This window comes from Mycobacterium sp., assembly GCF_049683355.1.
Classification (GTDB): Bacteria; Actinomycetota; Actinomycetes; order Mycobacteriales; family Mycobacteriaceae; genus Mycobacterium.
This window is the reverse complement of record NZ_JBAUJB010000234.1, coordinates 1-13930: the sequence shown is the minus strand read 5'-3', so window position 1 is coordinate 13930 and position 13930 is coordinate 1. Positions and strand designations below refer to the sequence as shown.

At 66.6% G+C, this 13930-nt stretch carries 13 protein-coding genes; 1 reads left to right on the top strand and 12 read right to left on the bottom strand.

The annotated features are described in order from the left end of the window. From gltB to WA944_RS14035, 10 genes are all read right to left on the bottom strand, one after another. The coding region (gene gltB, locus WA944_RS14080; RefSeq protein WP_526647053.1) for a glutamate synthase large subunit at nucleotides 1-3119 on the bottom strand (3119 nt) is incomplete at its 3' end. An 83-nt stretch (nucleotides 3120-3202) separates the two neighbouring features. Next, nucleotides 3203-3613 (bottom strand): DUF2752 domain-containing protein, encoded by a 411-nt coding sequence (locus WA944_RS14075; RefSeq protein ID WP_526369015.1) that lies wholly within the window; start codon nucleotides 3611-3613, stop codon nucleotides 3203-3205. Next, nucleotides 3603-4007, bottom strand: a complete 405-nt coding sequence (locus WA944_RS14070) for an NINE protein (RefSeq protein WP_526369017.1) — start codon at nucleotides 4005-4007, stop codon at nucleotides 3603-3605. Before WA944_RS14070 ends, WA944_RS14075 begins: the two co-directional genes overlap by 11 nt. Before the next feature lie 29 nt (nucleotides 4008-4036). Then, nucleotides 4037-5467, bottom strand: a complete 1431-nt coding sequence (locus tag WA944_RS14065; RefSeq protein WP_526647052.1) for an HNH endonuclease signature motif containing protein — start codon at nucleotides 5465-5467, stop codon at nucleotides 4037-4039. A gap of 102 nt (nucleotides 5468-5569) precedes the next feature. Beyond that, nucleotides 5570-7852: a prolipoprotein diacylglyceryl transferase gene (gene lgt, locus WA944_RS14060; RefSeq protein WP_526647051.1), complete on the bottom strand. Its 2283-nt coding sequence runs from the start codon at nucleotides 7850-7852 to the stop codon at nucleotides 5570-5572. Further along, on the bottom strand, nucleotides 7849-8637 hold the full coding sequence (trpA, locus tag WA944_RS14055) for a tryptophan synthase subunit alpha (protein WP_526647050.1): 789 nt from the start codon (nucleotides 8635-8637) through the stop codon (nucleotides 7849-7851). Before trpA ends, lgt begins: the two co-directional genes overlap by 4 nt. Then, nucleotides 8637-9896, bottom strand: a complete 1260-nt coding sequence (trpB, locus tag WA944_RS14050) for a tryptophan synthase subunit beta (RefSeq protein WP_526370244.1) — start codon at nucleotides 9894-9896, stop codon at nucleotides 8637-8639. The genes trpA and trpB overlap by 1 nt, the downstream gene beginning before the upstream one ends. Then, the gene (gene trpC, locus WA944_RS14045) at nucleotides 9897-10715 is read right to left on the bottom strand and encodes an indole-3-glycerol phosphate synthase TrpC (protein WP_370333404.1); all 819 of its coding nucleotides are present in this window, start codon (nucleotides 10713-10715) and stop codon (nucleotides 9897-9899) included. A gap of 72 nt (nucleotides 10716-10787) precedes the next feature. Then, nucleotides 10788-11381 (bottom strand): TIGR02234 family membrane protein, encoded by a 594-nt coding sequence (locus tag WA944_RS14040; RefSeq protein WP_526370246.1) that lies wholly within the window; start codon nucleotides 11379-11381, stop codon nucleotides 10788-10790. Continuing rightward, the gene (locus WA944_RS14035) at nucleotides 11378-12901 is read right to left on the bottom strand and encodes an anthranilate synthase component I (protein ID WP_526370248.1); all 1524 of its coding nucleotides are present in this window, start codon (nucleotides 12899-12901) and stop codon (nucleotides 11378-11380) included. The genes WA944_RS14040 and WA944_RS14035 overlap by 4 nt, the downstream gene beginning before the upstream one ends. A 41-nt stretch (nucleotides 12902-12942) precedes the next feature. Here WA944_RS14035 and WA944_RS14030 point away from each other — a divergent pair, with 41 nt between their 5' ends. Beyond that, entirely contained in the window at nucleotides 12943-13407 is a 465-nt protein-coding gene (locus WA944_RS14030) for a peroxiredoxin (protein WP_526370254.1), read from the top strand. Here the strand turns inward: WA944_RS14030 and hisI are convergent. Both hisI and WA944_RS14020 read right to left on the bottom strand, forming a co-directional pair. Next, entirely contained in the window at nucleotides 13395-13751 is a 357-nt protein-coding gene (gene hisI, locus WA944_RS14025) for a phosphoribosyl-AMP cyclohydrolase (protein ID WP_526370250.1), read from the bottom strand. The genes WA944_RS14030 and hisI overlap by 13 nt on opposite strands. After that, a partial coding sequence (locus WA944_RS14020) for a HisA/HisF-related TIM barrel protein (protein ID WP_526370252.1) occupies nucleotides 13748-13930 on the bottom strand: 183 nt, incomplete at its 5' end. The genes WA944_RS14020 and hisI, both read right to left, overlap by 4 nt.

The window sequence follows — 13930 nt, the reverse complement described above, 5'->3', positions numbered from 1 at the left end:
TTGGACACCCCGGCCGCGACGGTGCCCACGCCCACCGAGCTGACCAGCTTGACGTGGATGCGGGCCTCGGAGTTGGCGTTCTTCAGGTCGTGGATCAGCTGGGCGAGGTCCTCGATCGAATAGATGTCGTGGTGCGGCGGTGGCGAGATGAGCCCGACGCCCGGGGTGGAGTGCCGGGTCTTGGCGATGTTGGGATACACCTTGTAACCCGGGAGCTGACCGCCCTCACCGGGTTTGGCGCCCTGAGCCATCTTGATCTGGATGTCGGAGGCGTTCACCAGGTAGTCACTGGTCACTCCGAAGCGACCGGAGGCAACCTGCTTGACCGCGCTGCGGCGGGCCGGGTCGTACAGGCGGTCGACGTCCTCGCCGCCCTCCCCGCTGTTGGACCGGCCGCCGAGCCTGTTCATCGCGACGGCCATCGTCTCGTGGGCTTCGGCGGAGATCGAGCCGTAGCTCATCGCCCCGGTGTTGAACCTGCTGACGATGGATTCGACCGGCTCGACCTCCTCCAACGGCACCGGCGGGCGGAGGTCCTTCCGGAACTCGAACAACCCCCGCAGCGCGCCGCCTTCGGCCGCCAGCCGGTTCACCTCGTCGGAGTAGTTCTGGAAGACTTCGTATCGTCCGGTGCGCGTCGAATGCTGAAGCAGGAAAACCACTTCGGGCGTGAAGAGGTGAAGTTCGCCCTCACGACGGAACGCGTACTCGCCCCCGACCTCCAGTCGTCGGTGTACCCGCTCGGTGGGGTTCTCCGGGTAGGCACGGCGATGACGCAGTTTGACCTCTTCGGCGATGACGTCGAGGCCGATGCCGCCGAGTTGAGAGGGGGTGCCGCTGAAGTACTCGTCGATGACGGCCTTGTCGATCCCCACAGCCTCGAACGCCTGCGCGCCGGTGTAGGAGGCGACGGTGGAGATGCCCATCTTGCTCATCACCTTCATGACGCCCTTGCCGAGCGCCTTGAGGTAGTTGCGTACCGCGGTGGCGACTTCGATGCCGGTGAGTTCACCCTCGCGGATCAGGTCTTCGATGGACTCGAAGGCCAGGTACGGGTTGACCGCCGCGGCACCGAACCCGATCAGCATCGCGATGTGGTGGACCTCGCGGGCGTCGCCGGTCTCCACGACAAGGGCGACCATGGTGCGTTGTTTGGTACGCACCAGGTGGTGGTGCACCGCCGACACGGCGAGCAACGATGGAATCGGAGCTTTGGTGTGGTCGGAGTCCCGGTCTGAGATCACCAGTGTCCGAGCACCTTTGGCGATGGCATCGCAGGCCCGCAGCCTCAGGTCCTCGATGGCTTCAGCAAGGCCCTCGCCACCGCGTTCGACGTCGTAGAGTGCCCGCAGGACCGCGGTGCGCAGGCCCGGCTGTTCCCCGTCGTGATTGATGTGGACGATCTTGTTGAGTTCGTCGTTGTCGAGGACCGGCCAGCGCAGCACGATCTGGCGGCAGGAAGCCGCCGCCGGTTCGAGCAGGTTGTGCTCGGGCCCCATGACCCGTGACATGGAGGTGACCACCTCTTCGCGGATGGCATCCAGCGGAGGGTTGGTCACCTGGGCGAACAGCTCGACGAAGTAGTCATAGAGCTGCTTGGAGCGCTGCGACAGCACCGCGGTCGGGGTGTCGGTCCCCATCGACCCCAGGGGCTCTGCCCCCGACGCCGCCATCGGTGCGAGCAGGATCCTCAGGTCTTCCTCGGTGTAGCCGAAGGCGACCTGCCGGCGAACCACCGACTCATGGTTGGGTGCGACCCGGGCGCGGTCGGGCAGCGTCTTGAGGTCGAGCAAACCGGCGTGCAGCCATTCGCCGTACGGCTCGGCCGCAGCGAGCTGCTCTTTGACCTCGTCGTCGGAGACGATGCGGCCCGCCTCGGTGTCGATCAGGAACATCTTGCCCGGCTGCAGACGTCCCTTCGCCACGACCTGGGCGGAAGGCACATCGAGCACACCGCTCTCGCTGGCCAGGATGATCCGGTCGTCGATGGTGCGCCACCAGCGTCCAGGCCGCAATCCGTTGCGGTCCAGAACCGCCCCGACCAACGTCCCGTCGGTGAACGTGACGCAGGCGGGGCCGTCCCACGGCTCCATCAGCGAGGCGTGGAACTGCCAGAACGCCCGCTCGGCGGGGTCCATCGCGCTGTTGTTCTCCCACGCCTCGGGGATCATCATCAGCACGGCGTGGGGAAGGCTGCGGCCGCCGAGATGCAGCAGCTCGAGAACCTCGTCGAAGGATGCCGAGTCGGACGCTTCGGGTGTGCAGATCGGCGAAAGTCTGCTTAGCTCGCCGGGAATGCGTGCGCTGCCCAGCATGGCCTCGCGGGCGTGCATCCGGTTGCGGTTGCCGCGCACGGTGTTGATCTCGCCGTTGTGGGCAACGAACCGGAACGGGTGAGCCAGTGGCCAAGACGGAAAGGTGTTCGTCGAGAATCGGCTGTGCACGATCGCGATCGCACTGACACAGCGCTCGTCACGAAGGTCCGGAAAGTATTGGGGCAGTTGCATCGTCGTGAGCATGCCCTTGTAGACCATGGTGCGGCTCGACAGCGACGGGAAGTACACACCGGTGCGCTCGGCACGCTTTCGCATCGGAAACACCCGGCGGTCGAGATCGACGCCGCCGAGCTTGTGTTCGGGCGCAGAGACGAAAAGCTGGGACATGTGCGGCATGCAGCCCAGGGCGGTGACGCCGACTTCGGCGCCGTCGGGGTCGACAGGAACATCGCGCCACCCCAGGACCTCGAGACCCTCCTCTGCGGCGATGGATTCGACCATGTCGCGGGCGGCGGTGCGGGCACCGGGTTCCTGGGGCAGGAAGCAGATCCCGGCGGCGAAGGTGTTGGCGCCGTCGACGGCTGGAGCCGGGAGTTCGAACTCGACGGCCTCGCGCAGCAGATCGACCGGGAGCTGGATGAGGATGCCGGCACCGTCACCGCTGTTGGGTTCGGCCCCTGCCGCTCCGCGGTGCTCGAGATGTTCCAGGGCGACCAGGCCGTCGGTCACGATGGAATGTGACCGCCGCCCCCGGATGTCGGTCACCATCGCCACACCACAGGAGTCCGACTCGTTGTCGGGGTCGTACAAGCCTTGGGGTTCGGGCGATGCCGAAAACAGCATGGACATGGGCCTCCGCAGTCCTGAAGTTCCTGGTCAGGGACTGCACCGGCCCGTTGATCGAGTGTATCAGCGCAGTGCGGTGGCTACCCGTCGAGAACTGTCGGGACCAGCGGAAACCCAGGGAGATTGCGTACGACGGTCCACGTCACCGCTGCGGCGATGATCACAACGAACGTGGAGACGTTCAGCGCTGGTCTTCCGCGACTCCGGCGCACCAGCACCCAGACCAACAGCATCGGCAGGCCGATGAGCAGAAAAGCGTTGTCGACGAACGCGGAGGCCAGATCGCCGTGCAGCAGGTCGTGGGTCATCCGGAGTCCACCGCATGCCGGGCAGTTCAATCCGGTCAGCGCTTTGAAGGGGCAGGGCGGGAACACAAAACTCGTGCTGTGTGGATCACCGAGGCCCACATACGCCAGGCCGCCGGCCGCCACTGCGCCGGTGCCGAGCGCGGTGTAGACCCTGGTGGGGCTGGACGTGCTGCTAGGTGCCATCGCGCAGTGGTCGTCCGTCCGGGTCCCGTACCTTGTCGGTGAGGATCAGAATGGCGTCGATGATCCCCCAGATGACCGCACCGATACCGCAGGTGATCAGCCCGACGACGAGTTGGGCGATGCCCAGGCCCGTGTAACCGAGGTAGATCCGACCGATGCCGACCAGACCGAGAAGCCCCAGCAGTTGCAGCAGCCCGGCGACCACTTTGGACTTCTCCGACAGCGGCTCACCCGTCATCGGATGGCGGCCGTAGGGCGCGCCCGGGTCCATATAGGGATACGGGTACTGCCCCGCCGGCGGCGGGTACTGGCCGGGCGGTGGATAACCCGGCTGCTGCGGCGGCGGTGGATACGAGTGGCCACCGTCATTGCCACTGAACTGGGGCTCCGTCATTCCCCCAGCATGCCAGAACCGCTCGCCGCTCAGAAGGGTGGCGGTTCGTAGGTGGCGGCGAGCCACGCCTGGTGCTGGCGTTCTTGCTCGGCATCGATTTCGACGCGTTGTCGACGCTCGCGGCTGATCCGGTCCCTGCGGTCCTGTTCGCGGGTTCTGATGCGCCGCGGCATCATCGCTGACCTGTTGGCCGACTGCTCGGGGACTTCGACCTCTGGCAGCGGAGCTGTGGGCACCGCCAGGGCGGGAAACAGCTGGCCGCCGTGGGCTTCGGTGGTGTAGACGTGTCCGGTCGGTGCCCTGAGCTCGATGGTGCCGTCAGAACGTTGCTCGTCACTCCAGCCGTTCTCACCGGTATAGAAGGTCTTGATCAGATGATGCGTCCGGCAGTAATGCTTACACCCTGATGCATGCGTAACGCCGAACGGCCAAGGCTTCGTATGGTCCACGTCGCACCGCGCGACCGGCGCATCGCAGCCCGGAAATCGGCACGTGAGGTCACGCCACTGCAGATAGTCCTTCAACCGAGCTGACGGGCGATATCCCGCTTCCGGGTCCGCGCCGGGCAGACACACCGGTTTGAATACGGCTCCCTTCGATTTGGCGGCTTCACGCACCTCTTCGGCGGGCAGGATCCCGAAGCCTGACAGATAACCAGGATTGTCGCTGGTCCCGTCGAGAGTGGCCTGCTCAGCGAGGACGTGGATGGCAAGCTGGGTTGCTTCCTCGCGGGTCTGCACGGCCGGGCAGGCCGGGGATCCGCACTGGCATTTCAACGTCGACTCTCTGCGCCCGATCGCACCACAAGCATCAGAGCGCCGCTGCGAAATAGTCCGCGGATCATCGGCGCATACCGTGCCGGCAATTTCGATGACGAGTTGGTCCAGGGCGGCCGCGTCCAGTGCGTTGAGTACGCCACCCGCGAAAGCCAGGCCCGGGATATGCGGCTCGATGTCGAAATACCGGTTGTCCTTGGCAACCGGCGGCACGCGTACGGCTGCCGGGTCGAATTTCGCCACCCATAAATCGAGGCGGTCGCGCAGCTTGCGAGTCGACAACCGCATCCACTTGCTCACCCGCTGCGCCAATGCGTCGTCGACGACGGCTATCACGTCGTCCTCGACGTTGTCGGTTCGGTTGATTACCGTGTGCACCATTCGCAGATCGATATCTCCGCGGGCGAACAATTCGGCGACACGCGGTAGCCGTTGATACAGATGCTCAGCCATCTGCACCTGACTTCTCGCTCTCGATCGGCTGATGTTCTGAGCGGCCGAAACCTCGGCGGCCACCGCCTCAACCACATCGGTGAGCCAGAGCTCCGCCTCCACATATTCCTCACGACGGCGCCGCAACAACGCAGCGACCGCGGCCAAACGCTCAGCTACAGCGGCCGACTCCCTGCGCAGCGCCGAACCCATCACGTCGATGAGTTCTGGAGCTTCGGTGGACTCGAACATACTTTCGATTATGCCACCGCCGTGTGACAGATTCCCGTGTCACGAACCGCTGCAACCCTTTGCGCCTGGGGATCATCGCCATTTCCCCAGCAATGCCGTGACTCAGCGATTCCTGCGTCGACGCAGCCACTGGCGGACTCTGCCACCCGACGGGCGATAGTTAATACCAGACGCAGTCTCGAAGCTGGTCGGCGAACCGGATCGACTGGCAGTATCGGCGTCGCCGTCGCCGGGTTCGGGCTCAACCTCAGCTGCCAACGCCTCTGCAACAGAAGCGCCTTCCGCTGCGAGTTGGTCTGGGTCGGGTGAATCCGGGGCGTCCTCGACATCGTCGACAGCCGCCTCGCCGAAGTCCTCGGCCGCTTCCTCATCCGCGTCAAGTTCGGCTTCCAGTGCCTCAGCTACAGAAGCGCCCTCGACCGCAATGCCATCACCGTCTTCGATCACTGACTCGGCGTCCGCCTCGGGCTCTTCGGTGTCGACCTCGGCAGCTAACGTCTCCGCCTCAATCTCACCGTCAACGGCGGTTTCATGAGCCTCCGAAGCGCCCTCGGCAGCCTCACCCACCTCGTCGCCCTCGACCGAACCCACACCACCAACAGCCGCACTCAACGGGACATCAGCCTCGGGCTCTTCACCGTCGGCCTCGGCGCCATCACCTTCGGCCTCTTCAGCGTCGGCGTCGGCGTCGGCCTCGGACTCTTCAGCATCAACCTCAGCGACCAATTCCTCGGCGTCAGCTTCACCCTCTACAGCGGCCTCATGAGCCTCCGAAGCGCCCTCGGCAACCTCGCTGGCCTCGTCACCCTCGACCGAACCCACACCACCAACAGCCGCAGTCACCGGGACATCAGACTCGGGCTCTTCAGCGTCGGCCTCGTCAGCCTCGGCGCCATCACCTTCGAGCTCTTCGTCAACCTCGACTGCGTCGACCTCGACTGCGTCGACCTCGACTGCGTCGACCTCGGACTCTTCAGCGTCGACCCCGGCGGCTAGCACCTCCGCGTCAATCTCACCCTCGACAGCGGCCTCATGAGCCTCCGAAGCACCCTCGGCAACCTCGCTGGCCTCGTCACCCTCGACCGAACCCACACCACCACCAACAGCCGCAGTCACCGACTCTTCGGACACAGCCTCGGAGTCTTCGGCGTCGGCCTCGTCACCGACAACCGCCTCGGAGTCAGCCTCACCTTCGAGCTCTTGATCAACCGCGTCGCCCTCGGACTCTTCGGCATCAACCTCAGCGACCAGTGCCTCCGCGTCAATCTCACCCTCGACAGCGGCCTCATGAGCCTCCGAAGCACCCTCAGCAGCCTCGCTGGCCTCGTCACCCTCAACCGAACCCACACCACCAACAGCCGCAGTCACCGACTCGTCGGACACAGTCTCGGACTCTTTAGCGTCGGCCTCGTCCTCTTCGGCAGCGACTCTGGCCGCGGCGACGACGCCGGTCGTGGACGCCGCGACGGCGACATCCTTGACCAAGTCCTCGACACCGGTGTCTTCGTCGGCTTTCCCGTACGGTTTACCCAGCAGGGTCGCTGGGTCTTCTCGCCCCTTGGGCGCAGCCATGATGTACACGACGGCACCGATGAAAACGAAGGTCGCAGTGAACGAATTGACGCGAACACCCGCGATCAATGTGGCAGCGTCGCTGCGCATCAGTTCGATCCAGAACCGGCCGAGGCAGTAGCCCGCCACATACATCGCGAACAGTCGGCCGTGTCCGATCCTGAACCTGCGGTCGATGATGATCAGCGCCGCGAAGACCAGCAGATTCCACAACAGTTCGTACAGGAACGTCGGATGGACAACCGCGATGAGCTCGCCCGTCGACACCCCGTTCAGGGAATCGAGCACCCCGTTGGCGTTGCGTCGCTCGTAGATCTCCAAGCCCCACGGTAGCGTCGTCGGCCGACCGTACAGTTCCTGGTTGAAGTAGTTGCCCAGCCGCCCGATGCCTTGGGCGAGAATGATTCCCGGCGCGATCGCGTCGCCGAACGCAGGCAGCGGTATCCCGCGCAGCCGGCAGGCGATCCAGGCGCCGAACGCACCCAAGGCGACTGCGCCCCAGATACCGAGGCCGCCATCCCATATCCGCAGCGCGGCGCTGAAACCTGCTCCGTCGGACCCGAAGTAGGTACTCCAGTCGGTGAGCACGTGGTACACGCGGCCACCGATGAGACCGAACGGCACCGCCCACAACGCGACGTCGTAGATGACCCCTGGTTCACCTCCCCTGGCCACCCAACGCCGGTCGCCGATCACCAACGCAGCGATGATCCCGGCGATGATGAACAGTGCGTAGGCGCGCAGCGGCAGCGGCCCGAGTTGCCAGACCCCCTGAGACGGACTCGGGATGTAGGCGAGGACCGTCGTGGTCACGCGGTGATCCTCTGGCGCACGCCGTCAGCGAGTTCCTCGGTCAAGGACCGCAGTGCCGGAATCCCGTCTTTGAGGGCGGACACCAGCGCCGAACCGACGATGACCCCGTCTGCATAGGCGCCGATCTCGGCGGCCTGCTCACGGGAGCGCACACCGAGACCGACACCGACCGGGATGTCCGAGATCGCTTTGACCCGGGAGACCAGTTCGGGGGCGGCGTTCGACACCGCATCACGGGCGCCGGTGACACCCATCATCGACGCCGCGTAGACGAATCCGCGGGAAGCCTGCACCGTCTCGGCCAGCCGCTGCGGCGTCGACGACGGCGCCACCAGGAAGATCCTGTCCAGGTCGTGCGCCTCCGATGCCGCGATCCACTCCTCGGCCTCGTCGGGGATCAGGTCAGGCGTGATCATTCCGAGCCCTCCGGCCGACGCCAGGTCACGAGCGAACGTGTCGACTCCCTTGCGTAGCACCAGGTTCCAATACGTCATCACGACCGCGCGGCCGCCGGCGTTGCTGATGGCCTCGACCGCAGTGAGCGCGTCGTGCACCTTGACGCCGCCGCTCAACGCCGCCTCCGTCGCCGCGGCGATGGTGGGTCCGTCCATGCCTGGGTCGGAGTAGGCAACGCCGACCTCGATCAGGTCGCATCCGGACTCGACCAGCGCGGTCATCGCCGAGATGGAGGTCGCCACATCGGGGAAGCCGGTGGGCAGGTACCCGATCAGTGCGGACCGGTTCTCGGCGCGACAGGAGTCGAAGAGGCTTGCCAGCCGACTCATCACGTTCCGCCTTCGAGCAGCCCGAACCACTTCGCCGCCGTCTCGACGTCCTTGTCCCCGCGTCCGGACAGGTTCACCAGAATGAGGGATCCGGCGCCGAGTTCGGAGCCCAGCTTCAGCGCTCCGGCGACGGCGTGGGCGGACTCGATGGCCGGGATGATCCCCTCGGCCCGGCTCAGCAATGACAATGCGTCCATCGCCTCGGTGTCGGTGATCGGTTCGTAGCGCGCCCGGCCCACATCTTTGAGCAGCGCGTGCTCAGGACCGACACCCGGATAGTCCAAACCCGCAGAGATGGAATGGGATTCGATGGTCTGACCGTCCTCGTCCTGCAACAGGTACGAGTACGACCCTTGGAACGCCCCCGGCGACCCACCGGTGAACGTGGCCGCGTGGCGGCCGGTTTCGACGCCGTCGCCGGCCGCTTCGTAACCGATCAGCCGGACTTCGGGGTCGTCGAGGAATGCATGGAAGATCCCGATCGCGTTGGAACCGCCGCCCACACACGCGACCACGGCATCGGGCAACCGACCCGCCTGATCCAGCATCTGCGCCCGGGCCTCGAGCCCGATCACCCTCTGGAAGTCGCGCACCATCATCGGGAACGGGTGCGGGCCGGCCGCCGTGCCGAAGCAGTAGTAGGTGTTGTCGGCGTTGGTGACCCAGTCCCGGAACGTCTCGTTGATGGCGTCCTTGAGGGTCTTGGACCCCGACTCGACCGGCACCACCGACGCACCCAGCAGCCGCATCCGGGCCACGTTGAGCGCCTGCCGCGCGGTGTCGACCGCACCCATGTAGATGACGCACTCCAGACCCATCAGCGCGCAGGCGGTCGCCGTGGCAACCCCGTGCTGACCGGCCCCGGTCTCGGCGATGACCCGGGTCTTGCCCATCTGCCGGGCGAGCAGAGCCTGCCCGAGGACGTTGTTGATCTTGTGGGATCCAGTGTGGTTGAGGTCTTCTCGCTTCAAGAAGATCCGAGCCCCGCCTGCGTGTTCGCTGAGGCGTTCGGCTTCGTACACCGGTGACGGCCGTCCGGTGTAATGCCGCTGGAGGCGATCGAGTTCATCGAGGAAGGTCTGGTCACCGCGCGCCTTCTCGTAGGCGGCGGTCACCTCCTCGATGACGGCCATCAACGCTTCGGGGACATATCGTCCGCCGTAGGCACCGAAGTGCCCCCGTGCGTCAGGGTCGTGGGTGGTGGGTTCGGCCACCGCCGCACTGGCGCGCGGCAGTTCGGGGCCGGCGTTCTCAGTCACTTAACGTGATGTCTTCGGGCACGACGGATGCGTACCGGCCGTGACGAGGTCGGCGACGGCGCTGCGCGGGTCACCGCTGGTGACCAGCCCCTCGCCGACCAGAACCGCGTCGGCGCCGGCGCCGGCGTAGGCGAGCAGGTCCGCGGTGCCACGCACCCCCGACTCGGCGATCCGGATGACATTGCTGGGCAGTCCGGGCGCGATTCTGCCGAAGCAGTCCCGGTCGACCTCGAGCGTCTTCAGGTCTCGGGCGTTCACACCGATCACGGAGGCACCGGCCTGCAACGCCCGGTCCGCCTCCTCCTCGGTGTGCACCTCGACCAGCGCGGTCATGCCCAACGATTCGGTGCGCTCGAGCAGCGACACGAGTACCGGCTGCTCCAGTGCCGCGACGATCAGCAGGAGCATGTCCGCACCGTGCGCGCGTGCTTCGTGGATCTGGTACGGCCGGATGATGAAGTCCTTGCGCAACACGGGAATCGACACCGCGGCACGCACCGCGTCCAGGTCGTCGAGCGACCCGTTGAAGCGACGCTCTTCGGTCAGCACGCTGATCACCCGGGCCCCGCCGTCCTCATAGGCTCGGGCGAGCTCCGCCGGGTCACCGATCGACGCCAGCTCGCCGCGTGACGGGCTGGCCCGCTTCACCTCGGCGATCACCCCGATCCCCGGGGCGCGCAGGGCGGCCATCACGTCGAGCGGCTTGCGCGCGCCCTTGGCCTGTTCCTTGACTTCGGCCAGGCTGACGACGGCCTCACGAGCAGCAACGTCGGCACGGACTCCTTCGAGGATGGAGTCGAGCACGGACGCCGAACCCATAGGTGTCGCTTCCCTTCCCCTGACTGCCATCTGATTCCTAACGAAGGGTAGTCGCCACCACGCCACTGTCGATCACCGCCCCTTGTTGTCCGGATCGGCCGGGTCCCGGGTCGGATCGGAGCCCTCGTCGAGGGCGTCCCAGAGCATCCGCTCCGACATCGCAGCCGCCGGCTCATCGGGCCGGGCCGTCGGGCGACGGGTGTACCGCGCCGGTTCCGTCCGCGCACCGGACGCCGACCGCATGAGCAGCACGGATCCGAGCAGCGACAGGACTGCGGCGACCAGCGTCACGCCGGCACCAACGTAGTGCCGCTGGGTGTCGAGCAGGTCCGCGACCGGCACCTCCGCCAGCTGAGCGGCACGTACCGCGACGTCGGCGACGACCCACAGGCTGATCGCCAGATAGCCCATTCCGGCGCTGGCCGCCGCCACCAGCACCGACAGCACCCGTAACGGCCAGCCACGCACGGCCAGCGCGGCCACCCCGGCCGCGGCGACCAGCAGGGCCAGCGGGATCAGCGCCGTGGACCACACCGCCCCGGACAGGTCGGCGGTCCTGGGATGCCCGAGACCGTCGAACGAGGTGATCTGGACCCACGTGAGCCGCGACGCCACCCACAGGCCCACCGCGGCGAGCACCAGGAACAGCTGCGCGAACCGGATCACGGCTCGCTCAGCGTTTCGGCGGCGGCGATGGCACTGAGCACCGCCCGGGCCTTGTTGGCGGCCTCGGTGTACTCGTAGGGACCGTTGGAATCGGCGACGACACCGCCACCGGCCTGCACGTAGGCGGTGCCGTCACGCATCAGTGCGGTGCGGATCGCGATCGCGAAGTCGGCGTTGCCGGCGAAGTCGAGGTAACCCAGAACCCCGCCGTAGAGGCCGCGACGAGTCTTCTCGACCTCCTCGATGAGCTCCATCGCCCGCACCTTGGGCGCTCCTGACAGCGTGCCCGCCGGAAAACACGCCGTCACGGCGTCCAGGGCGGTTCTGCCGTCGGCGAGCAGCCCGGTCACCGTGGACACCAGGTGCATGACGTGGCTGTAGCGCTCGATGTGGCTGTAGTCCTCCACCCGCACCGTGCCGGGGGTGCAGACCCGGCCCAGATCGTTGCGCCCGAGGTCGACGAGCATCAGGTGCTCGGCGCGCTCCTTCTCGTCGGACAGCAGCTCCTTCTCCAGCAGCAGGTCCTCCTCCTCGCTGTCCCCGCGCCACCGGGTACCCGCGATCGGATGGGTCGTCGCGCGCCCCTCCTTGACGGTGACGAGCGCCTCGGGGCTCGACCCGACGATCGAGAAGTCCAGTCCCCCATCATGATCGGGGACGTTGAGCAGATACATGTACGGGCTGGGGTTGCTGACCCGCAGCATCCGGTAGACATCGAGAGGATCTGCGGGGGTCGTCATCTCGAACCGCTGTGACGGCACCACCTGGAAGGCTTCGCCCGCCTCGATGTCGCCGACGAGCTTCTCGACGATCTCGGTGTACTCCTCGACGGTGCGTTGCGAGCGATGCTGCGGCGCGGGCCTGCTGAACGTGGCGACCGTCGACTTGAGCGGCTCGGCCAGCGCGGCGGTCATCACCTCGAGCCTGGCGACCGCGTCGTCGTAGGCCCAGTCGACACGTTCGTCGGTGCCGTTCCAGTTGACGGCGTTGGCGATCAACGTGATCGTGCCTTCGTGGTGGTCGACCGCGGCGACGTCGGTCGCCAGCAGCAGCAGCATGTCGGGCAGGCCGAGGTCGTCGACGGTCAGCTCGGGGAGGCGCTCGAGCCGGCGCACCAGATCGTAGGCGAAGAACCCGACCAGCCCGGAGGACAGCGGCGGCAGCCCCGGTAGCGCAGCGGTCTCCAGCAGCGTCAGCGTCTGGCGCAGCGCATCCAGCGGGTCACCACCCGAGGGCGCGTCCTTCGGGGTGACACCCAGCCACGCCGCCTCGCCGTCGCGAACCGTCAGCGCCGACGGGGCGCCGGCACCGATGAACGACCAGCGCGACCACGACCGACCGTTTTCCGCCGACTCGAGCAGGAACGTCCCCGGACGATTGGCGGCCAGCTTGCGGTAGGCCGACAGGGGTGTCTCACTGTCGGCGAGCACCTTGCGCGTCACCGGGACCACACGGTGCTCGGCGGCCAGCGCTCGGAAGTCCTCACGCGAGGTCGTCACGAGGTGGACGGTCGTCTGCACGGTGTCATCCTCCCAGACGTACGGTAGGAACCATGGACCGCATCAATCAGGGTGACCAGGTGTCCGACTTCGAACTACCCGACCAGACGGGGACGACGAGGACGTTGACCGAACTGCTGGCGGGCGGACCGATCGTGTTGTTCTTCTACCCTGCGGCGATGACGCCGGGATGCACCAAGGAAGCCTGCCACTTCCGCGACCTGGCGGCGGAGTTCGCCGCGGTGGGCGCCAGCCGGGTGGGGATCAGCGCCGACGCGGTCGACAAGCAGGCCAAGTTCGCCGAGCAGCAGAGCTTCGACTATCCCCTGCTGTCGGACACCGACGGGGTGGTGGCCACGCAGTTCGGGGTCAAACGGGGCCTGCTGGGCAAGCTGATGCCGGTGAAGCGAACGACGTTCGTCATCGACACCGATCGCACCGTGCTCGCGGTGATCGCCAGCGAGTTCAGCATGGACACCCACGCCGACAAGGCGCTCGAGGTGCTGCGGCAGCGTCAGTCCGCCTGATCCTGCGGCGACAGGAGCACATCCGCGTCGAAGCAGGTGTGGTCGCCGGTGTGGCAGGCGCCGCCGACCTGGTCCACCTCGAGCAGCACGGTGTCTCCGTCGCAGTCCAGCCGCACCGAGTGCACATGCTGCGTGTGCCCCGACGTCGCGCCCTTGATCCACTGCTCGCCGCGGGAACGCGAAAAGTAGGTGGCCTCAAGGGTTTCCAGCGTGCGAGCCAGGGCGTCATCGTCCATCCACGCCACCATCAGCACCTGACCGGTACTTCGCTCCTGCACCACCGCGGTGAACAGACCATCCGCGGTGCGCTTGAGCCGCTTCGCAATCGAACTGTCGAGAGTCACCTCACCACGATCCCTTCGGCTGCCATCGCCGCCTTCACCTGTCCGATGGTCAGTTCCCGGAAGTGGAACACGCTCGCGGCGAGGACGGCGTCGGCACCTGCAAAAACCGCGGGCGCAAAATGTTCCACCGCACCCGCTCCGCCGCTGGCGATCACCGGCACCGACACCGCTCCGCGCAC